Here is a 16,560-nt window from a genome sequence, read left to right on the forward strand (position 1 = left end):
GGTCGGACGTGGCCGCACCATCGCCGGATGGACCACAACGACGATGAGGTGGGCGCCGATCCGAGCCGCCTCGCCGACAACGCCATCGCCTGGGCCGAGAGTCACCTCGGTTCCACCGACTACCGCACGCGCTGCCTCGCCTTCGTCGAGGACGCCTACGAACGCGCCAACCACCTCGAACTCTTCGGCGGCGACACCGCCCACGAGTCCGCCACGCTGTACGAGGCCACCACCCGTACCGGCCCGCCGCCGCGCGGCGCGTTCGTCTTCTACGACAGCGTCGGCGAACTCTTCGGCACCCGCCGCAACTGGGGCCACGTCGGCATCGCCCTCGGCGACGGCCGCGTCATCCACGCCTGGGACCGCGTCCGCACCGACCCCGCCGACCAGGTGGAGACGCTCACCCCGCCCCCCGGCTGGGACCCCCCGCGCCGGGCCGGCTGGGCACCGGCGGCCCGCTTCCTGCGCGGCGCCCGCCCCAAGACCTGGACCACCGACGCCCCGGCCGCCGCCCTCGACGACCAGAACGCCCGCTTCACCCCCGGAAACTGAACCGGGGCGGCAGCCGGCCGGGGCCGACTGCCGCCCCGCATGGGGTCAGTCTCCGTACAGGTCGGGTCAGGTCAGTTCAGCGCGGCCGGCGGCGGGGTCCCGTAGAAGGTGATCGGCGACCAGCCACGGGAAGCGGCAAAGGCATTGAGCGTGTTGGCGATCTCCAGCGCCGTGATGTTCTCCGGTGCCTCGCTGATCGCGACACTGAAGGTGATGTACAGCGAACCCTCCCCATTGGAGTGCTGGACACCCCCGCTGAACGTCGTCCCCGGGTTGAACGCCGCTGCCGCCACCTGCGCCTCCGCCTCCGCCGCCGGCCCGTCAGCCATCCCCGTCCCCTGCCCCTCCGCCGCTTCCGCGGCCTGCGCCGCCTGCGCCACCCCAGCGGTGCCGAGCACCGCCCCCGCCGCCGCCGTTCCCGAGTACCCGATCAGCGAACGCCTGGAAATCCTGGACACATCACTCTCCCTGATCTCTGGTCGTGCCTGTCGTGCAACGAAACTTCGGTGAGATCATATGCACAATGTGACGAACCTATGCCCCTCCGTGCACATCGTCTTCCGGCCCGCAGCCCTGACCTGGCTCAGGCAGAGCACCGCACTTTTGACCAGACCCTGCCCTCGCGAGCACAGGTTCCTGCTTCACCGCCCACAGCCACCCGCGAGGCCCTCAAGGAACCCCACGACTGGGCTTACACGAGCTCCACAGGCCTTACGGCCGACGGTCCATCGGTCCGTCCAGCAGGTTCAGGCAGACGGCCCGACATTCGCCGCGCGGATCACACCCGGCATCCGTTTCCCCGGCGGCAGAGCCTCGGCCATCGCCCCGTACAGCCGCAGCCCTTCCTGTCGCAGATTCCGTGCCGCGTTGACATCCCGGTCGTGCGTGACACCGCACGAACCGCAACCCCACGCCCGCACCGGCACATCGAGTCGCTCAGCGACACATCCGCACGCCGAACAGATCCGAGTGGAGGGAAAGAACCGGTCAACCACCACGACCGTCCGCCCGTACCACTCCGCCTTGTACGTCAACTGTCGCAGGATCGTTCCCCAGCCGGCGTCCCGGATCGCCCGGTTCAGGCCACGCTTGCCTCGCCCGCGCCCCGCGCGTGACAGATTCTGGACCGGCAGATCCTCCACCACGAGCACTTGGTTCTCGTGCACGAGGTGAGTTGTCAGCTTGTGCAGTACATCCGCCCGTGTGTCGGAGATTCCCGCGTGTACCCGGGCCATCCTGCGACGCGTCTTCTCCCGGTTCCGAGACCCCGGCTTCCGCCGGTGCAGCTCACGTTGCAGCCGCCCCCGCCGCTCCAATCGCCCGCGCAACAGACGCGGATGGTCAACCTTCCGCCCATCGTCCAGCGTCACCAGGGACGTAAGCCCCAGATCAATCCCCACCGCCTTCACCCCGGGCAGTACCGGCAACGGCTCGATCTCCTCCTCCACCAGCAGACAGACGAAGAATCTCCCCGCCCGGTCACGCGACACCGTCACCTTCACCGGGTACGCGCCGGTGGGCAGCCCCCGCGACCACCGCACCTCCAACGGCTCCGCATGCTTCGCCAACGTCAGCATCCCGATCCCGGGCCGCTCCATCGACTCACGCCATCGGAAGCCCGTCCCCACATAGGTCGCCGAATCCGGACAGCGGCCCTTCCTCTTGGGCTTCGGATACCGCCAAAGCCCCCGGAAGAACTGGTCGTAAGCATGGGCAAGATGCCGCAACGACTGCTGCAACACCGTCGCCGACACATCCTTCAGCCACGCTGTCCCGTCGGCGTTCCGCCACCCCGTCAGCGCGCGGCACGTCTCCGGATAGGACAGCGACACCCGATGCCGCTTCCATGCCTCCTGCCGCAGCCGCAGCCCCTCGTTGTAGACCCATCGGCACGCGCCAAAGGTCCGCACCAACTGCTCTTCCTGTTTCTGGGTCGGATAACAGCGAAACCGATACGCCCGCTCCCGCGTCGCCTCCGGCCCCGCCGCCCGCTTCCGGGCACGGCGCGGCTGCTCGCCCCGCGCCTCGGGGGAACTGCGGCGCGGGGACGGGATCCCCACGCTGTCGCGCTTCACGGCCTTGGCGCGGAGCCCGGTCACGCTCGCCGGTTGCGTCATGTGGCCTGGCCTCCCCGAATCGTCTCTGCACTGGTGAACGAGACTGGGCTGAATGGGTTACGCAAAGCAGGAATATCACGTAAGTCATCTCATATCGGAAGGGCGTGCGCATTGGGGCTGCCCGGAGATCAAGGAAGCGAGGTAGGCTGTCTGCGCCTCATGGGTTGAAGTGGGGTATTGCCGCCTTAGCTCAGATGGTTAGAGCGTCATACTTGTAATATGAAAGTCGTCGGTTCGAATCCGACAGGCGGCTCCAGCAGGGCAGGCCCTCCGGATGGTTCCGGAGGGCCTTTTCCGTTACGCGGTGCCGTTCATCCAGGCGCGCCAGGGCCGTGTCAGGGTCTCGGTGTACGTCAGGTGGCTGGGGTTTCGCGCCGCGTGGGCGAGCTGCCAGTCCTGGGCCTCGCCGAAGACCACCGTCCGCTGCGAACGCGCCCCGCACCGGTCGCAGCGCATCCGGTGGGTGAGCGGTGCGGCGTCGGGCTCGCGGTTGGGTTCGCTGACCCAGCGCATGAAGCGCAGTACGGCACGGGTCATGCCTCGGCGCCTCCCTTGCCGCGCCGGTTGGCGGCGCTGATGGCGTTGGCCTGGGCGAGCAGTTCGGACAGCCGGGGCCGGCGGTCCGGGTCGCGCCGCTTCGCCTGCGCCTGCGCCTTCAGCTTGGCCGTGAGGGTCGCCTTGCGGCGGGGCGGCATCAGTCCTGCGGACTCACTCACCGCTCGCACCCCCGCAGTACGGCGGCGAGCTTGCGCGCCATGTCGAGGTTGCAGCGGCCGAGTTCGACGAGGGGACGCTTCGCGTCGCCCGAGCAGGAGGGGAGGTCGATCCGGAGGGACGGCAGGATCACCCCGACCGCCGTCATCGCCTCACGGACCTCGTTCACCACCTGTTCGGCCGTACGGACGCGTTCGGCGATCGCCAGCCTTTCGGCTGTGGTGGGCGGGTTGGGTGCTGTGCTCATGGGTGGGCCTTTCTCACCACTTGCGGTTGTTTACCCACACAGCGTGGCTGGCCCCTTCTACGATGCACCAGGGGTCCGCGCCCAACGAAAGAGCTGTAGGGAAGGACGTGTTGCGTCGTGAACGACAAGGATCAGCCGGAGTCCGAGCAGACCGCGAGCCAGCTCTACGGCGAACTTTTGCGGATCAGGCGTGAGCGCGCCGGGCTGACTCAAGAGGCGCTGGCGAAGCTGATGCTCTGCTCGCCGGGGAACATCGCTCATTTCGAGCGCGGACGCCGCAAGCCGAGCCTGGAGGACGCGCAACGGCTGGACCAGATCCTGGGGATGGATGACGAGCTGTTCCGCCGGATGCGGGAGATCTGGGAAACGTCCCGTGTCTTCAACTACTTCGCGCCGGTGCTGGAGATCGAGCAGAAGGCGACGGCGATTTGCGAGTACGCACCGAGCCTGGTGCCGGGTGTGCTTCAGATTCCCGCCTATGCCCGCGCTGTGTATCAGAGCGGCCAGGTCCGCCGGGACGACGAGCGGAACGAGGTCAGGGTCGCGCGCCGGATGGGCCGGGGCCGGTATCTGGAGGACCCGCAGGGGCCGTCCCTGTGGTTGATCCTGGACGAGGCGGTGATCCGTCGGCCGGTGGGTGGCGCTGCGGTCATGGCGGAGCAACTGGACCACATCAGCGCGCTGGGCCGGCGCGGCCGCATCCTGGTCCAAGTGCTGCCGTTCTCAGTGGGCGTACATGCCCTTATGGAGGGCTTGTTGCTCATCATGAGCTTCGATGGCGGCCACGATGTGGCCTACGCTGAGGGCATCAACGTGGGGCACTTTACGGATGATCCGGAAAGGGTCCGGTTCTGCCAGACGCTCTTCGAGCTGGGCCGGGCGGCGGCCATGCCTCCGGAGGAATCCCTCGCCCTGCTCGATTCCGTAGCGGAAGAGTACAGAAATGCCCCTTGAGTGCACCTGGCGTAAGTCGAGCTACAGCGGTCAGCAAGACGGCAACTGTGTTGAGGTGGCCGTCAGCCACCCCTCCGTACTCCCGGTCCGTGACTCCAAGTCCCCATCCGGCCCCGTCGTGGTCTTCCCGGTCGCCGCCTGGGCGGTCTTCGTCGATGGGTTGAAGGCCACGCGCTGAACCGCTCTCACCCTGCTGCCGTCTTGCCTCCCAGCAGGGTGAACTGCCGCCCTACAGCGGCGGTTGTGCGGGCGGCGTCGTTCGTGGCCAGGAGGTCGAGGAGGGCGCCGCGCAGGACCGCCAGGGTCAGGGTGCGGGCCGTGGTGCCCTCGTCGCTGTCGCGCTCCGGCGCGGGCTGGCAGGCGGCGAGGACGTTGAGCCAGTCGGTCACCGTGGCGTGGGCGAAGCCGGCCCAGGGGCCGTTGGGTTCGACGAGGGAGCGGGCGTACGCCTCCGTCCACAGGCGCAGCAGGGGGCGGTGTTCGTCGGCGGCGAGCCAGGTCCAGATCTGGTCGGCTGCGGCTGCCAGGCCGATGGGTTCGCCGGTTTGGCTGAGGTGGTTCAGGGCGGCGAGTTCGTCCTCGCGGGCGCGGGCGAGGAGGGCTCGTACCAGGCCGTCCTTGTTGCCGAAGAGGAACATCAGCACCCGCGTACTGCTGCCGATGGCCTCGGCCAGCGGGCGCAGGGAGAGGTCGTTGAGGCCGTGGGTGAGGGCGTACTGGTACGCGGCTTCGAGCAGCTCGGTGTGGCGGGGGGAGGGGGTTGGCGTTTTGGGGGGCACGGTTCTAGCCTAGCCGTACTGACACGACTGTGTCAGTAGTGGAGTGTGTCCACTCCGATACGGAGGGTTGACCATGTCGTCGAACGTCGTTGTGCGCCGGGCGGATCGTCCGGGGGATCTGGGCTGGGTGGTGATGGCCCACGGCGAGGTCTACAGCCGGCAGTTCGGCTGGACCACGGACTTCGAGGCGCTGGTGGCCAGGATCGTGGCCGACTACGCGGCGCACCACGACCCCGCCGCCGAGGCGGGCTGGATCGCGGAGGTGGACGGCGCCCGGTCCGGCTGTGTGTTCCTGGTCGCGGGCGAGGAGCCGGGGGTGGCCAAGCTGCGGATTCTGCTGGTCGCGCCGGAGGCCAGGGGCCTGGGTGTCGGTGGCCTGCTGGTGGACGAGTGCCTGGCTTTCGCCCGCGCGGCGGGCTACCGGCGGGTGACGCTGTGGACCAACGACGTGCTGGTGGCGGCGCGCAGGATTTACGAGCACCGTGGCTTCGTCCTCATCGACGAGGAGCCGCACCACAGCTTCGGCCACGATCTGGTGGGCCAGAACTGGGCCCTCGACCTCGCGTAGCCGCTCAGTCGTCCGCTTCGTCCGCCTCGTCCCCGGCCTCGCGCTCGTCGGCCGGGATCGTCGGGTCGTGGTGGGCGTTGTAGAGGCCGGTGCCCCGGCAGTTGCGGCAGTTGCCCATGCGGGTGTGGGTGACGGCGTCCTGGAAGCGGAAGGGGTCGTTGCCGGGGACGTAGGCCCAGGTGTAGGGGCGTGCGCCCTCACCCTCGCACCAGTTGCAGCGTTCCGGGTTGGTGGTGGATTCGCTGGCATACGGGGTGGTCATCGAGGCTGTCCTCCAGGTAGAAATATCGCACACGTCTCAACATGTTCGATCAATCAAACAGAGGCCGCAGATGCGACGCGACGGGACCATTGTTCACCTCCGGGCCGCCGGGGTCAGCCTGGTGCTGAACTGCACCGGCAGCACACTGCCCCGCGCCGTGCACTGGGGCGCCGATCTGGGCGAGCTGTCGCAGGCGGCGCTGGCCGCGCTCGTACGGGCGCAGGTGCCGCCGATCGCGCCGAACAGTACGGACGAGACGGTTCCGGTGGCCCTGCTTCCCGAGCAGTCGGCCGGCTGGCTCGGCACCCCCGGCCTGACCGGGCACCGGGCCGGGGCGGACTTCTCCACCGCCTTCGCCGTCACCTCCGTCCGGTCCGAAGGCGAGCGGTCCGCCACCGTCGAAGCCGAGGACGCGCACGCCGGGCTCGGGCTGCGGCTTGAGGTGGAGCTGACGGAGTCCGGCCTCGTACGGCAGCGGGCCACCGTCACCAATCTTGCCCAGGACCCGGCCGCCGCCGCCCCGTACACCCTCTCCGGGGTGCTGCTCACCCTCCCCGTGCCCGACCGGGCCACCGAACTGCTCACCCTCACCGGCCGGCATCTGCGCGAACGCAGCCCGCAGCGGCACGCGTTCACGCTCGGCACGCACCTGCGGGAGAACCGGCGCGGCCGGACCGGCACCGACGCGGCGACCGTGCAGGTGGCGGGGACGGCGGCGTTCGGGTTCAGGTCCGGGGAGGTGTGGGGGCTGCATGTGGCGTGGAGCGGCAACCAGCGCTCGCTCGCCGAGCGCACCAACCAGGGCGTCTCGCTGCTGGGCGGCGGCGAACTGCTGCTGGCGGGCGAGGTGACGCTGAGCGCGCCCGGCGCGGAGTATGTGACGCCGTGGGTGTACGGGAGTTACGGCGGCTCGGGGCTCGACGAGCTGGCCGGCCGGTTCCACCGCTATCTGCGCGGACGGGAGAGCCACCCCCGTACCGACAACCGCCCGGTCACGCTGAACGTGTGGGAGGCGGTGTACTTCGACCACGAGCTGGGCCGGCTGAAGGAGCTGGCGGAGCTGGGGGCCTCGGTCGGGGTGGAGCGGTTCGTGCTGGACGACGGGTGGTTCCGGGGGCGGCGGAACGACGACGCCGGGCTCGGCGACTGGTACGTGGACGAGGAGGTGTGGCCGGACGGGCTGCACCCGCTGGCGGAGTACGTACGCGGGCTCGGCATGGAGTTCGGGCTGTGGGTCGAGCCGGAGATGATCAACCCCGACTCGGATTTGGCGCGGGCGCACCCCGAGTGGGTCCTGGCCACCGGCGACCGGCAGCCGCCGCTGTCGCGCCGCCAGCAGGTGCTGGACCTGGGGCATCCGGCGGCGTACGCCTACATCCTGGAGCGGCTCGACGCGCTCGTCGGCGAGTACGCCCTCACGTACCTGAAGTGGGACCACAACCGGGATCTCATCGACGCCGGTCACAGCGCGGCCGGCGGCCGGGCGGGGGTGCGCGAGCAGACGCTGGCCACGTACCGGCTGCTGGACGAGTTGCGGGCACGGCATCCCGGGCTGGAGATCGAGTCGTGTTCCTCCGGCGGCGGGCGGGTCGATCTGGGGGTGCTGGAGCGTACCGACCGGGTGTGGACGAGCGACTGCATCGACGCCCTGGAGCGGCAGCAGATCCAGCGCTGGACGGGGCTGCTGCTGCCGCCCGAACTGATGGGGTCCCATGTGGGGGCGCCGCAGGCGCACACCACGGGGCGGGTGCACCGGCTTGACTTCCGGGCGGGTACGGCGCTGTTCGGGCACTTCGGGATCGAGTGGGATCTGACGCGGGCGAGCGCGGCGGACCGGGCGGAGCTGGCGGAGTGGATCGTGCTGTACAAGCGGCTGCGGGGGCTGCTGCACGGCGGGGTGGTGGTGCGCGGGGACCATCCCGATCCGGCGCTGTGGGTGCACGGTGTGGTGGCCGGGGACGGGTCGCGGGCGGTGTACGCGCTGGTGCAGACGGCGACGAGTGTGACGTCGCCGGTGGGGCGGGTGCGGTTGCCGGGTCTTGACCCGGCGGCGGAGTACCGGGTCGCGCCGCTGGCGCCCGGGGACGCGGCGGGGGTGTCGTCGTGGACGCCGCTGCCGTGGTGGGGCGACGAGGGCGGGGTGACGCTGCCGGGCCGCGTCCTGGACGCGGTCGGCGTCCAGGCCCCGACGCTGCACCCGGAGCGGCTGGTCCTGGTGGAGGCGGTCCGGGTGGGCTGACGCCGGTGGGGATGTCGAGTGCCGGGTGGCATTGAGTGAACACCGCCCGGCTGCCGCGGCTGGTCTGTAGGGTGACTCGCATGGCTGACATCACGTACTCGCTCGGGGAAGCTCGCGCCCGGCTCGGGGACATCGCTCGCGAGGTCCACGCCTCGCGGGAGCCGGTTGCCCTGACGGAGCAGGGGCACACGGTCGCCATACTGATCAGCCCGGCTGACGCGCTGGAACTGGAGGAGATGCGGGCGCTGGCCGCCTACCGCGAACGGCGGGCTGCCGGTGAATCGCTCGGCGTACCGCACGACGAGGCATTCCGCCGGGTTTTCGGCGAGGACGCCACGTGAGCTACCAGGTCATCTGGGAACCGGAGGCGCTGGCGAAGGCGGAGCGGCTCGCCAAGTCCGATCCTGAGGGTGTGAGCCAGGTCTTCGCAGCCGTCGATCATCTGGCGCATGATCCACGGCCCAGCGGCGCGTTCGGCAGTGCTGACCTCTTGCGCATTCACGTGGGGGTCTACCGCGTGATGTACGAGATCAGCGACAGACACGTACGCGTGACCGTTATCCACATGGGCCGCGTGAACTGACCCCGGCCTCCCCGGGCCCGGCCTTTCCGGCCTACTCGGCCCAGGGGAGCGGGCGCGGGTCGGGGGAGTCGGGGACGGTGGCCTTGCCTCCGGCGGGCATGGCCACCAGGGCCTGTGCCCCGGCGCCGCCCGTCGTACGGATCCGCCGCATGAGGCCGGCCGGCAGCAGGAGGGTCTGGCCGGCCGTCACCCGGAGCGGAGCGGCGTCCGTCGTGGTGGTGATCTCCAGGGTGCCGGCGGTGACGGTCCAGATCTGTTCGCGGTCGACGGCGTGCTCGGGGCCGGTGGTGTCGGGCTTCATCTCGACGTGCCAGGTGGACAGTTCGGTGCTGCCGGCGCTGGGGGTGGCGAGCGGGGTCATGACGGCGGCCGGGGTGGTGATGGTGCGGTCGGGGGTGGGGGTGATGACGTGCGGGCGCATGGTGGTGCTCCTTCTGCTGCTGCTTGCTCTTTGCTGCCGCTGGTCGCCCAGTGAGTAAAGCAGCTTTACTTGAACGTGTCACCATGGACCCGTGCACCACGACCGCCACGACCACCAAGACCACCACGACGACCAGCTCCCCGGCCTGGAACTCACCTTCCTGCTCGGCATGGCCTTCCAGCTCCTCCTGGCCGACTTCAACGCACGGGTGGCCGAGGCCGGCTACCCGGACCTGCGGCCCATCCACGGCATGGCCTTCCAAGCGCTGCGCCACGGCGGCAGCACCAGCAGCGAACTCGCCGAACGGCTCGGAGTGACCAAGCAGGCCGCCGGGCAGCTCGTCGACGACCTCGAACGGCGCGGGTACGCCGCCCGCCGCCCGCACCCGGCCGGCGGGCGGCGCAAGCTGGTCGTTCTCACCGATGCCGCGCACCGGCATCTCGCCGTGGCCGGCCGCGTCCTGCACGAGCTGGAGGCCGAGCTGGCCGAACGTTCCGGCGCGGCCGACCTGTCCGTCCTGCGGGCCGAACTGGCCGCCCTCATCCGCACCCTGAACCCCGGCGGCCCGGCCCTCCCGCCGCTGCGGCCGGTCTGGTAGCCGAGGCCGGGCCGGGCCGAGCCGGCTACGGGACGAGGACCACCTTGCCGATGGTGGCGCGGGTCTCCAGGTCGTGGTGGGCCCGGGCCGCCTCGGCGAGGGGGTAGCTCTGCACCAGCGGGGTCAGCACGCCGTCCGCCGCGTACTGGAGCGACTCCTCCTCCAGCACCCGGATGTTCTCCATGCCGCCGATCTTCGCCGCCAGCGCCGGGCCGAGGGTCCCCTCGGAAGTGATGCCGAGGCGGCGCTGCTCCTCCTCCGGGAGGATCAGCAGATCGCCGGCGCCGGACGCGTACCCGTACGACAGATGCGCGCCGCCGGGCGCGAGGAGGGTGATGGTGGTACGGGCGTACGCGCCGCCCACCCCCTCGAACACGCGGGTGACGGGGCGGTCGCCGTACGCCGTACGGATTCGGTCAGCCCAGTCCGGCTGGTTGTAGTCCAGGGCCAGGTCCGCGCCGAGCGAGGCGACGGTCCCGGCCTTCGCCGGGCCGCCGGCCGCGCCGATGACGGTGGCGCCCTGGTGCCGGGCGTACTGCACGAGCAGCGCGCCGATGCCGCCGGCCGCGGCCAGGACCAGCACGGTGTCCTCGTGGGTGATGGTGGCGAAGCGGAGGATGCCCATGGTCATCCGGCCGGTGCCCGTCATGGCGACGGCCTGGTCGGCGGGGAGGGCGTCGGGCAGGGGATGCAGCCGGTCGGTGGTGGTGACGGCGAGTTCGGCGTAGCCGCCGGGGACCATGCCGAGGTGGGCGGCGACGCGGCGGCCGAGCCAGGCGGGGTCCACACCCTCGCCGACCGCGTCCACGGTGCCGGCGACCTCGCGGCCCGGGATGGTGGGCAGCTCCGGGGCGGGCCAGTTGGGCAGGGGCGCGGAGCGGATGACCGTGTCGACGAGGTGGACGCCGGCGGCGGCGACGGCGATCCGGACCTGGCCGGGTCCTGGGGTGGGGTCGGGCACCTCCTCGTAGCGCAGGTTCTCGGGCGGGCCGTAGGTGTGGAGCCGGATGGCGTGCATGCGGGGGCGATGTCCTTTCGGCGGGGAGCACTGCGATCCCAAGGTGCAACTTCAAGGGGACTTGAGGTCAAGCTCACACCTTCGGGTGATCATCGCCGGTGCGGTCTGTCGGCACGCCGGGGCGCGCTGGGATGGTCGAGGGCATGAACGTGGGTACGGCGGGAGTGGCAGCGGCGAAGGCGACCGCGACGGCGCTGGACGGGTACGCGGCGATGGCGGCCGTGGCGCCCGGTGGATGGCGGGTGGAGCTGGTGGACGGCCATGTGCGGGTGACCCCGCAGGAGGACGCCGGACACGCGGAGATCGTGGCGTCCCTGGCGGCCCAGCTCGGCGCCCGGCGGCCGGACCTGGTGGTCCGCTCGGGGGTGGGACCGGTGGCGGTGCTGGAACTGGCCGGCGATGGCGCCGGCGAGGGGGAGCTGCCGGGGCGGGTGCGGCCGGACCTGGTGCTGACGTCCGGGACGGACGCGGGGGCGCCGCCGCTGCTGGTGGCGGAGGTGACGATGAAGGCGACCGGCAATGTGGACCGGGTGGAGAAGGTCCGCGCGTACGCCCGCGCGGGCCTGCCGGCGTACCTGCTGGTGGACCGCCACTACCGCTCGACGATGCTCTTCACCCAGCCCTCCGGAGCCCGCTACATCCAGAAGAACTCGGTCCCCTTCGGCGAGAAACTCACCCTCCCCGCTCCCCTGAACGCGACGATCGACACCTCCGTCTTCCCGGCCCCGGTCACACCGAACACCTGGTGATCACACCTTCGGGTGGTCGTTCCCGTCTCGGCTGTCGGTGGGCAGTTCTACGCTGCCGGGGTTGCGTTCAGCGAGAAGGAGGTACGCCGTGACCGTGACTCTCCCCGAGCGCGATCACCGCACCTGTGCCGATCAGGCTGTTGAACCCGAGCCCGAGGCTGAGCCGAAGGTGGAGAGTAGGCCCGGGACGCCATTTCAGGAGCTGTCCGCTGCGGAGCAGACAGCCGCGCTGATGGAGACCACCTTCGACGACCTGGACGCTGCCCTTCCCGAAGGGTGGCGTGTGGAAATGATCGAGGGGGACATCCACACCATGCCGCCGGCGAATGGTGATCACGAGGAGATCGTGAGCGAGCTGCTGGAGCAGCTGGCACAGCGCAAGGACAGGGAACTGCGCTTGAGTACTGGCTTGGGATTCTCCATCCCGGGTGGGACTTTCACCGATCGGGTCATCCCGGATCTGGTGGTCGCGCCCAGAAAGGTGTTCAAGAATCCGGAGCATTACCACGATCCCGCGCCAGTGCTGCTGGTCTGCGAGGTCACTTCGCCGTCCACCGGTGAGAAGGACCGGGGAAAGAAGCTCCGCAGTTATGCCCGCGGGGAGATCCCCCGCTATCTCCTGATCGACCGGGAGAAGAGCACGGTGACGCTGTACAGCGAACCCGCGGACGGCGAGCATCACGAGATCACCGCGGTTTCGATGGGCGAGATCCTGTCACTCCCCGAACCCTTCGGGTTCGACCTGGACACCTCGGAGTTCTGAACGGCGCCGACCGGGCCGGGGGGCCGGCCGGCCCGCCGGGGCCGTGCACGGACAAGACCCCCCGACGTGACGTCGGGGGGTCTTCCTGTGGCGGTCAGGGGTGTCGGCTCAGACGTTGACGCCGAAGTCCTGGGCGATGCCGGCGAGGCCGGAGGCGTAGCCCTGGCCGACCGCGCGGAACTTCCACTCGGTGCCGTTGCGGTACAGCTCGCCGAAGACCATCGCGGTCTCGGTGGAGGCGTCCTCGGTCAGGTCGTAGCGGGCGATCTCGGTTTCGCCGGTCTGGTTGGTGACGCGGATGTAGGCGCCACGGACCTGGCCGAAGTTCTGGCCGCGGTTGTCGGCGTCGTGGATGGAGACGGGGAAGACGACCTTGTCGACGTCGGCGCTCAGGGCGCCCAGGTTGACGTTGATCGTCTCGTCGTCGCCGTCGCCGCTGCCCGTCAGGTTGTCGCCGGCGTGCTGGATGGCGCCATCGGGCGAGGTCAGGTTGTTGTAGAAGACGAAGTGCTGGTCCGACACGATCTTCCCCGCGGCGTTCACCGCCAGCGCGCTCGCGTCGAGGTCGAAGTCGGCACCGGTGGTGGTGCGGACGTCCCAGCCGAGGCCGACCGTGACGGCCGTCAGACCCGGAGCCTCCTTGGTCAGCGAGACATTGCCGCCCTTGGTCAGGCTCACACCCATGGAGAATCCCCTTTAATCCTGCTTGGTTGATCGGTTGCCCGATTGCGGGTAGGCACCCACACCACCCCCAACGATGACGGGGGGTCCGCGGGTTCCACCGGAAAGTGGGATGCGCGCCCCCGGGGGCCCGTAGGACCATGGACACATGTCCGGTCCCTATGTCATCCGTGGCTCGGTCCTCCTGCCCGAGGCCGAGCTCCGCTGGCGTTTTTCCCGATCCTCCGGGCCCGGCGGTCAGCACGTCAACACCACCGACAGCCAGGTCGAGCTGGTGTTCGATCTCGCTGCCACCGAGGCCCTGCCCCCGGTCTGGAAGGAGCGGGCGCTGCGCGAGCTGGCCGAGCGCGGGCGGCTGACGGACGGCGGCCGGGTGCTGGTCGTCCGGGCCGCCGAGCACCGCTCGCAGTGGCGGAACCGGCAGACCGCCGCGCTGCGGATGGCCGGGCTGCTCGCCGAGGTGACCGCCCCGCCGCGTGCGCCGCGCCGCGCGACCAGGATTCCCAAGGGCATCAATGAGCGGCGGCTGCGGGAGAAGAAGCAGCGCGGGGATGTGAAGCGCGGGCGTTCCGGGCGGCAGGGCTGGGACTGACCGGCCGCACCCGCCGACCGCCCCCGCCGGACCGGCCGCACCCGCCTGACCGGCCGCACCCGCCGACCGCCCCCGCCGGACCGGCCGCACCCGCCTGATCGGCCGGCCGCACCCGCCGGCCGCACCCGCCTGACCGGCCGCACCCGCCGACCGCCCCCGCCGGACCGGCCGCACCCGCCTGATCGGCCGGCCGATCAGGCCAGGTGGCGGTAGCGGCCCTTGTAGTACGTGAGCGGGCCGCCCTCCACCGCGGGCAGGCCCACCGACAGCACCCGGGCCACCACCAGGGTGTGGTCGCCGGCCGGCACCCGCTGTTCGGTACGGCACTCCACCGTGGCCAGCGCCCCGGTCAGCAGCGGCGCCCCGCTGATCTCGCCCAGCCTGTGCGGTACTTCCTGGAAGAGCAGCCGGTCGCTGAGCCGGCCCTTCATCGCGAACCGGCCTGCTATGACGCGTTCGCCCTCCGCCAGCAGCGAGGCGGCCCACAGGGGCTGACGCTCCAACAGTTCGTCGATGCGGGACCCGGTCCGTACACTCACCAGCACCAGTGGCGGGTCCAGGGAGACGGACATGAAGGCGGTGGCGGTCATACCGGCGGGCGCGCCGTGCGGTCCGTCCTCGGCGTCGTGGGCGGTCACCAGGACCACGCCGGCGGCGAGCCTGGCCATCGCGCCCCGGAACTCGTCGTCGCTCACCCCTTCAGGATGGGGGACGCGCGGGCCCGATGCCGGATGTGGTGTCTGCGAATACTCGGTGGGGAGGCGCACTCCGACACGCTAACGGCGCGCGGCGGCAGGCGGTATCGGGCCCGAGAACCAGAACGGGCGGGCCCGCGTCCTACATCGTGCGACCGAGCCTTTCCGCAGTGTGACTTGAATCACAGCAGACGACTTATCGCTGACCCTGTGTACCTAGTGGGCAGCTCCCTGTGATTCAGTGGCCTGTGTATCTGCACGTGCATTCGGGTCGTTCGGGGGAGTGATGGAAACGGAGACGGAGCCATACGTTCGACTCGCCTCGCTGCGAGAGCTGCACCGCGTCCTCGCGAAGCTCAGCACCGCCCGCAGCGTGGCCGACACCCTTCAGACCATCGCCAACGGGGTCGTCGAAGCCGTCGGCTTCGAACTGGCGGCGGTCAACTCGGTCAGACCTGACGGCGACCTCGTCGTCGCCGCCGTCGCCGGCAGCGCCGCCGTCGAGGCGGAGGTGGCCGGCCGCGCCGGTTCCCGCGAATCCTGGGAACGCCGGCTCACCATGGGCGAGCGCTGGGGCGAACTGCGCTTCATCCCGTACACCGAGGGCTGGGTCCTCGACCAGGACGACGTACCGCAGTGGCACACCACAGGACCCGCCCCCCGCTACCCGGACGAGTGGCACCCCATGGACCGCCTCTTCGCCCCGATGCACGCACCCGACGGCGAACTCCTCGCCGTCCTCACCGTCGACAAACCGCGCAACGGCCGCCGCCCCGGCACCTGGGGCTGCGAAGCGCTCCAGATGTACGCCAGCCAGGCCGCCATCGCCCTGAGCAACGCGCGTCTGCGTGGCAATATGCAGCGCGCCCTGGTCCGGCTGGAGCGCGAGCAGCAAGCCCTGCGCGCCAGTGAGGAAAGCTTCAGGCAGGCGTTCGAGTACGCGCCCAGCGGCATGGCCATAGCCGAGGTCGGCGGCGACGAGCACGGCCGGCTGCTGCGCGTGAACGACGCCCTGTGCCGGCTGCTGGGCCGCTCGGCGGTGGTCCTGCGCCGCTACGGGTTCGCCGACCTCGTCCACCCCGAGGACACCGGTGTCCTGCTGCGCACCTCCGCCGAGGGCGGGCGCGCCGAACTGCGCCTGGCGCGCCGCGACGGCAGCTATGTGTGGGTCAGCCTGCGCAACTCGGTGGTCGCCGACGCCGCCGAGGGCGCCCGGATGCTGCTCACCCACGTGGAGGACATCGAGGAGCGAAAACGGCACGAGCTGGCGCTCGCCCACCGGGCCAGCCACGACTCCCTCACCGGGCTGCCCAACAGCGCCGAACTCCGCGCCCGCCTCGGTGAGCGGATATGCGAGCAGCCGCCGCCGGCGGCGGACCGCCGCCGCGGCCGGCACGGGCGGGCGGCGAGTCCGGCGCAGGCCGCCGCGGACGCCTTCGACGGCGGCGCGGGCGGCGGCAGTGGCGGTGCGGGGCCGGTGCGGGCCGGCTACGACCATGAGCACATCAGGTCCCCCGAGTCGCCGGACGCCGACGGCAAGGGCCTGGCCGTGCTCTTCTGCGATCTGGACGGCTTCAAGTCCATCAACGACCGCTTCGGGCACGTCTGCGGTGACGCGGTGCTGGTGGAGGTCGCCCGGCGGCTGGAGCGCGGTGTACGGGACAACGACACCGTGGCCCGGCTCGGCGGCGACGAGTTCGTGGTGCTGGCGGAGGGGCTGGGTACCGAGGACGCCTCCGACCTGGCGGTCCGGCTGCGCAACGCGATCATCCCGCCCATCCGGGTGGAGGGCCGCGCGGTACGGGTCGGGGCGAGTTTCGGCATCGGCTGGGCCTCGTGCGGCATGACCACGGCCGAGATCCTGGAATCGGCCGACCAGCGGATGTACATCGAGAAACGGTCCAGGTCACAGGGCCGCCGCCGGGCGGGCTGAGCCGACAGGGCGGCGCTGTCCCCCGAACGGGGTAGGCTCGCGCCCGTATGTACCAGGGCGGGGCACACCAGCAGTGACAGGTAAGGGTAAGGAGC

General features: G+C 70.8%; 23 protein-coding genes and 1 tRNA gene. 13 read left to right on the forward strand and 11 right to left on the reverse strand.

Translation table 11 applies throughout. The features are described 5' to 3' along the window. Positions 1-27: 27 nt before the first annotated feature. On the forward strand, positions 28-552 hold the full coding sequence (locus AC5WRL_RS08075) for an NlpC/P60 family protein (RefSeq protein WP_496087659.1): 525 nt from the start codon (positions 28-30) through the stop codon (positions 550-552). A gap of 71 nt (positions 553-623) precedes the next feature. Here AC5WRL_RS08075 and AC5WRL_RS08080 read toward each other — a convergent pair whose 3' ends face one another. Together AC5WRL_RS08080 and AC5WRL_RS08085 are read right to left on the reverse strand one after the other, a co-directional pair. Continuing rightward, on the reverse strand, positions 624-1,010 hold the full coding sequence (locus AC5WRL_RS08080) for a twin-arginine translocation signal domain-containing protein (RefSeq protein WP_496087660.1): 387 nt from the start codon (positions 1,008-1,010) through the stop codon (positions 624-626). Between the two features lie 288 nt (positions 1,011-1,298). Then, positions 1,299-2,669, reverse strand: a complete 1,371-nt coding sequence (locus tag AC5WRL_RS08085) for an RNA-guided endonuclease InsQ/TnpB family protein (protein WP_496087661.1) — start codon at positions 2,667-2,669, stop codon at positions 1,299-1,301. A gap of 179 nt (positions 2,670-2,848) precedes the next feature. Here AC5WRL_RS08085 and AC5WRL_RS08090 point away from each other — a divergent pair. Then, a tRNA-Thr gene (locus AC5WRL_RS08090) sits at positions 2,849-2,925 on the forward strand. A 41-nt stretch (positions 2,926-2,966) separates the two neighbouring features. Here AC5WRL_RS08090 and AC5WRL_RS08095 read toward each other — a convergent pair. Genes AC5WRL_RS08095 through AC5WRL_RS08105 form a run of 3 tightly spaced genes read right to left on the reverse strand, consistent with a single transcriptional unit; the run spans position 2,967 to position 3,630 of the window. Continuing rightward, positions 2,967-3,206: a DUF7848 domain-containing protein gene (locus AC5WRL_RS08095; protein WP_496087662.1), complete on the reverse strand. Its 240-nt coding sequence runs from the start codon at positions 3,204-3,206 to the stop codon at positions 2,967-2,969. Then, complete coding sequence (locus tag AC5WRL_RS08100) at positions 3,203-3,385, reverse strand: hypothetical protein (RefSeq protein ID WP_496087663.1); 183 nt, start codon at positions 3,383-3,385, stop codon at positions 3,203-3,205. Before AC5WRL_RS08100 ends, AC5WRL_RS08095 begins: the two co-directional genes overlap by 4 nt. Continuing rightward, complete coding sequence (locus AC5WRL_RS08105) at positions 3,382-3,630, reverse strand: hypothetical protein (RefSeq protein ID WP_496087664.1); 249 nt, start codon at positions 3,628-3,630, stop codon at positions 3,382-3,384. The genes AC5WRL_RS08100 and AC5WRL_RS08105 overlap by 4 nt, the downstream gene beginning before the upstream one ends. Before the next feature lie 117 nt (positions 3,631-3,747). Here AC5WRL_RS08105 and AC5WRL_RS08110 point away from each other — a divergent pair, with 117 nt between their 5' ends. After that, positions 3,748-4,584, forward strand: coding sequence for a helix-turn-helix domain-containing protein (locus AC5WRL_RS08110; protein ID WP_496087665.1), 837 nt, complete (start codon positions 3,748-3,750; stop codon positions 4,582-4,584). Beyond that, positions 4,574-4,762 (forward strand): DUF397 domain-containing protein, encoded by a 189-nt coding sequence (locus AC5WRL_RS08115; RefSeq protein WP_496087666.1) that lies wholly within the window; start codon positions 4,574-4,576, stop codon positions 4,760-4,762. Before AC5WRL_RS08110 ends, AC5WRL_RS08115 begins: the two co-directional genes overlap by 11 nt. Before the next feature lie 7 nt (positions 4,763-4,769). On the opposite strand, the gene AC5WRL_RS08120 is transcribed toward AC5WRL_RS08115, so the two are convergent. Continuing rightward, the gene (locus AC5WRL_RS08120; RefSeq protein ID WP_496087667.1) at positions 4,770-5,363 is read right to left on the reverse strand and encodes a TetR/AcrR family transcriptional regulator; all 594 of its coding nucleotides are present in this window, start codon (positions 5,361-5,363) and stop codon (positions 4,770-4,772) included. A gap of 73 nt (positions 5,364-5,436) precedes the next feature. Between AC5WRL_RS08120 and AC5WRL_RS08125 the strand changes: the two genes are divergently transcribed. Beyond that, on the forward strand, positions 5,437-5,931 hold the full coding sequence (locus AC5WRL_RS08125; RefSeq protein WP_496087668.1) for a GNAT family N-acetyltransferase: 495 nt from the start codon (positions 5,437-5,439) through the stop codon (positions 5,929-5,931). Between the two features lie 4 nt (positions 5,932-5,935). On the opposite strand, the gene AC5WRL_RS08130 is transcribed toward AC5WRL_RS08125, so the two are convergent. Continuing rightward, positions 5,936-6,193: a hypothetical protein gene (locus AC5WRL_RS08130; protein WP_496087669.1), complete on the reverse strand. Its 258-nt coding sequence runs from the start codon at positions 6,191-6,193 to the stop codon at positions 5,936-5,938. A gap of 70 nt (positions 6,194-6,263) precedes the next feature. Here AC5WRL_RS08130 and AC5WRL_RS08135 point away from each other — a divergent pair, with 70 nt between their 5' ends. The 3 genes from AC5WRL_RS08135 to AC5WRL_RS08145 all read left to right on the forward strand — a co-directional run bounded on the left by AC5WRL_RS08135 (position 6,264) and on the right by AC5WRL_RS08145 (position 9,015). Next, positions 6,264-8,432, forward strand: a complete 2,169-nt coding sequence (locus tag AC5WRL_RS08135; RefSeq protein ID WP_496087670.1) for an alpha-galactosidase — start codon at positions 6,264-6,266, stop codon at positions 8,430-8,432. 80 nt (positions 8,433-8,512) lie between these two features. Beyond that, positions 8,513-8,773 (forward strand): type II toxin-antitoxin system Phd/YefM family antitoxin, encoded by a 261-nt coding sequence (locus AC5WRL_RS08140; RefSeq protein WP_496087671.1) that lies wholly within the window; start codon positions 8,513-8,515, stop codon positions 8,771-8,773. Continuing rightward, positions 8,770-9,015 carry a type II toxin-antitoxin system RelE family toxin gene (locus tag AC5WRL_RS08145; RefSeq protein ID WP_496087672.1) on the forward strand — a complete coding sequence of 82 codons (246 nt, stop codon included), beginning with the start codon at positions 8,770-8,772 and terminating at the stop codon, positions 9,013-9,015. Before AC5WRL_RS08140 ends, AC5WRL_RS08145 begins: the two co-directional genes overlap by 4 nt. Before the next feature lie 31 nt (positions 9,016-9,046). Here the strand turns inward: AC5WRL_RS08145 and AC5WRL_RS08150 are convergent, their stop codons facing one another. Next, positions 9,047-9,436 (reverse strand): cupin domain-containing protein, encoded by a 390-nt coding sequence (locus tag AC5WRL_RS08150; protein WP_496087673.1) that lies wholly within the window; start codon positions 9,434-9,436, stop codon positions 9,047-9,049. 169 nt (positions 9,437-9,605) lie between these two features. On the opposite strand from AC5WRL_RS08150, the gene AC5WRL_RS08155 reads away from it, so the two are divergent. Next, entirely contained in the window at positions 9,606-10,034 is a 429-nt protein-coding gene (locus AC5WRL_RS08155; RefSeq protein WP_496087996.1) for a MarR family winged helix-turn-helix transcriptional regulator, read from the forward strand. Between the two features lie 25 nt (positions 10,035-10,059). On the opposite strand, the gene AC5WRL_RS08160 is transcribed toward AC5WRL_RS08155, so the two are convergent. Further along, positions 10,060-11,052 carry a zinc-binding dehydrogenase gene (locus AC5WRL_RS08160; protein ID WP_496087674.1) on the reverse strand — a complete coding sequence of 331 codons (993 nt, stop codon included), beginning with the start codon at positions 11,050-11,052 and terminating at the stop codon, positions 10,060-10,062. Positions 11,053-11,195: 143 nt separating this feature from the next. Between AC5WRL_RS08160 and AC5WRL_RS08165 the strand changes: the two genes are divergently transcribed. Then, positions 11,196-11,801 (forward strand): Uma2 family endonuclease, encoded by a 606-nt coding sequence (locus tag AC5WRL_RS08165; protein ID WP_496087675.1) that lies wholly within the window; start codon positions 11,196-11,198, stop codon positions 11,799-11,801. Between the two features lie 88 nt (positions 11,802-11,889). Next, positions 11,890-12,564, forward strand: a complete 675-nt coding sequence (locus AC5WRL_RS08170; RefSeq protein ID WP_496087676.1) for a Uma2 family endonuclease — start codon at positions 11,890-11,892, stop codon at positions 12,562-12,564. A 108-nt stretch (positions 12,565-12,672) separates the two neighbouring features. Here the strand turns inward: AC5WRL_RS08170 and AC5WRL_RS08175 are convergent, their stop codons facing one another. After that, on the reverse strand, positions 12,673-13,248 hold the full coding sequence (locus AC5WRL_RS08175) for a TerD family protein (protein ID WP_496087677.1): 576 nt from the start codon (positions 13,246-13,248) through the stop codon (positions 12,673-12,675). A gap of 145 nt (positions 13,249-13,393) precedes the next feature. Here AC5WRL_RS08175 and arfB point away from each other — a divergent pair, with 145 nt between their 5' ends. Continuing rightward, positions 13,394-13,837: an alternative ribosome rescue aminoacyl-tRNA hydrolase ArfB gene (arfB, locus tag AC5WRL_RS08180; protein WP_496087678.1), complete on the forward strand. Its 444-nt coding sequence runs from the start codon at positions 13,394-13,396 to the stop codon at positions 13,835-13,837. A gap of 194 nt (positions 13,838-14,031) precedes the next feature. Here the strand turns inward: arfB and AC5WRL_RS08185 are convergent, their stop codons facing one another. After that, complete coding sequence (locus tag AC5WRL_RS08185) at positions 14,032-14,532, reverse strand: flavin reductase family protein (RefSeq protein ID WP_496087679.1); 501 nt, start codon at positions 14,530-14,532, stop codon at positions 14,032-14,034. 286 nt (positions 14,533-14,818) lie between these two features. On the opposite strand from AC5WRL_RS08185, the gene cdgB reads away from it, so the two are divergent. After that, positions 14,819-16,465 (forward strand): diguanylate cyclase CdgB, encoded by a 1,647-nt coding sequence (cdgB, locus tag AC5WRL_RS08190; RefSeq protein ID WP_496087680.1) that lies wholly within the window; start codon positions 14,819-14,821, stop codon positions 16,463-16,465. Positions 16,466-16,560 lie beyond the last annotated feature (95 nt).

Source organism: Streptomyces sp. NTD107, assembly GCF_059510435.1.

Coding starts and splice junctions, on each gene's coding strand:
- AC5WRL_RS08075 (WP_496087659.1), top strand. CDS start 28: ATGGACCACAACGACGATGAGGTGGGCGCCGATCCGAGCCGCCTCGCC.
- AC5WRL_RS08085 (WP_496087661.1), bottom strand. CDS start 2,669: ATGACGCAACCGGCGAGCGTGACCGGGCTCCGCGCCAAGGCCGTGAAG.
- AC5WRL_RS08095 (WP_496087662.1), bottom strand. CDS start 3,206: ATGACCCGTGCCGTACTGCGCTTCATGCGCTGGGTCAGCGAACCCAAC.
- AC5WRL_RS08105 (WP_496087664.1), bottom strand. CDS start 3,630: ATGAGCACAGCACCCAACCCGCCCACCACAGCCGAAAGGCTGGCGATC.
- AC5WRL_RS08115 (WP_496087666.1), top strand. CDS start 4,574: ATGCCCCTTGAGTGCACCTGGCGTAAGTCGAGCTACAGCGGTCAGCAA.
- AC5WRL_RS08125 (WP_496087668.1), top strand. CDS start 5,437: ATGTCGTCGAACGTCGTTGTGCGCCGGGCGGATCGTCCGGGGGATCTG.
- AC5WRL_RS08130 (WP_496087669.1), bottom strand. CDS start 6,193: ATGACCACCCCGTATGCCAGCGAATCCACCACCAACCCGGAACGCTGC.
- AC5WRL_RS08135 (WP_496087670.1), top strand. CDS start 6,264: ATGCGACGCGACGGGACCATTGTTCACCTCCGGGCCGCCGGGGTCAGC.
- AC5WRL_RS08140 (WP_496087671.1), top strand. CDS start 8,513: ATGGCTGACATCACGTACTCGCTCGGGGAAGCTCGCGCCCGGCTCGGG.
- AC5WRL_RS08150 (WP_496087673.1), bottom strand. CDS start 9,436: ATGCGCCCGCACGTCATCACCCCCACCCCCGACCGCACCATCACCACC.
- AC5WRL_RS08155 (WP_496087996.1), top strand. CDS start 9,606: ATGGCCTTCCAGCTCCTCCTGGCCGACTTCAACGCACGGGTGGCCGAG.
- AC5WRL_RS08160 (WP_496087674.1), bottom strand. CDS start 11,052: ATGCACGCCATCCGGCTCCACACCTACGGCCCGCCCGAGAACCTGCGC.
- AC5WRL_RS08165 (WP_496087675.1), top strand. CDS start 11,196: ATGAACGTGGGTACGGCGGGAGTGGCAGCGGCGAAGGCGACCGCGACG.
- AC5WRL_RS08175 (WP_496087677.1), bottom strand. CDS start 13,248: ATGGGTGTGAGCCTGACCAAGGGCGGCAATGTCTCGCTGACCAAGGAG.
- arfB (WP_496087678.1), top strand. CDS start 13,394: ATGTCCGGTCCCTATGTCATCCGTGGCTCGGTCCTCCTGCCCGAGGCC.
- cdgB (WP_496087680.1), top strand. CDS start 14,819: ATGGAAACGGAGACGGAGCCATACGTTCGACTCGCCTCGCTGCGAGAG.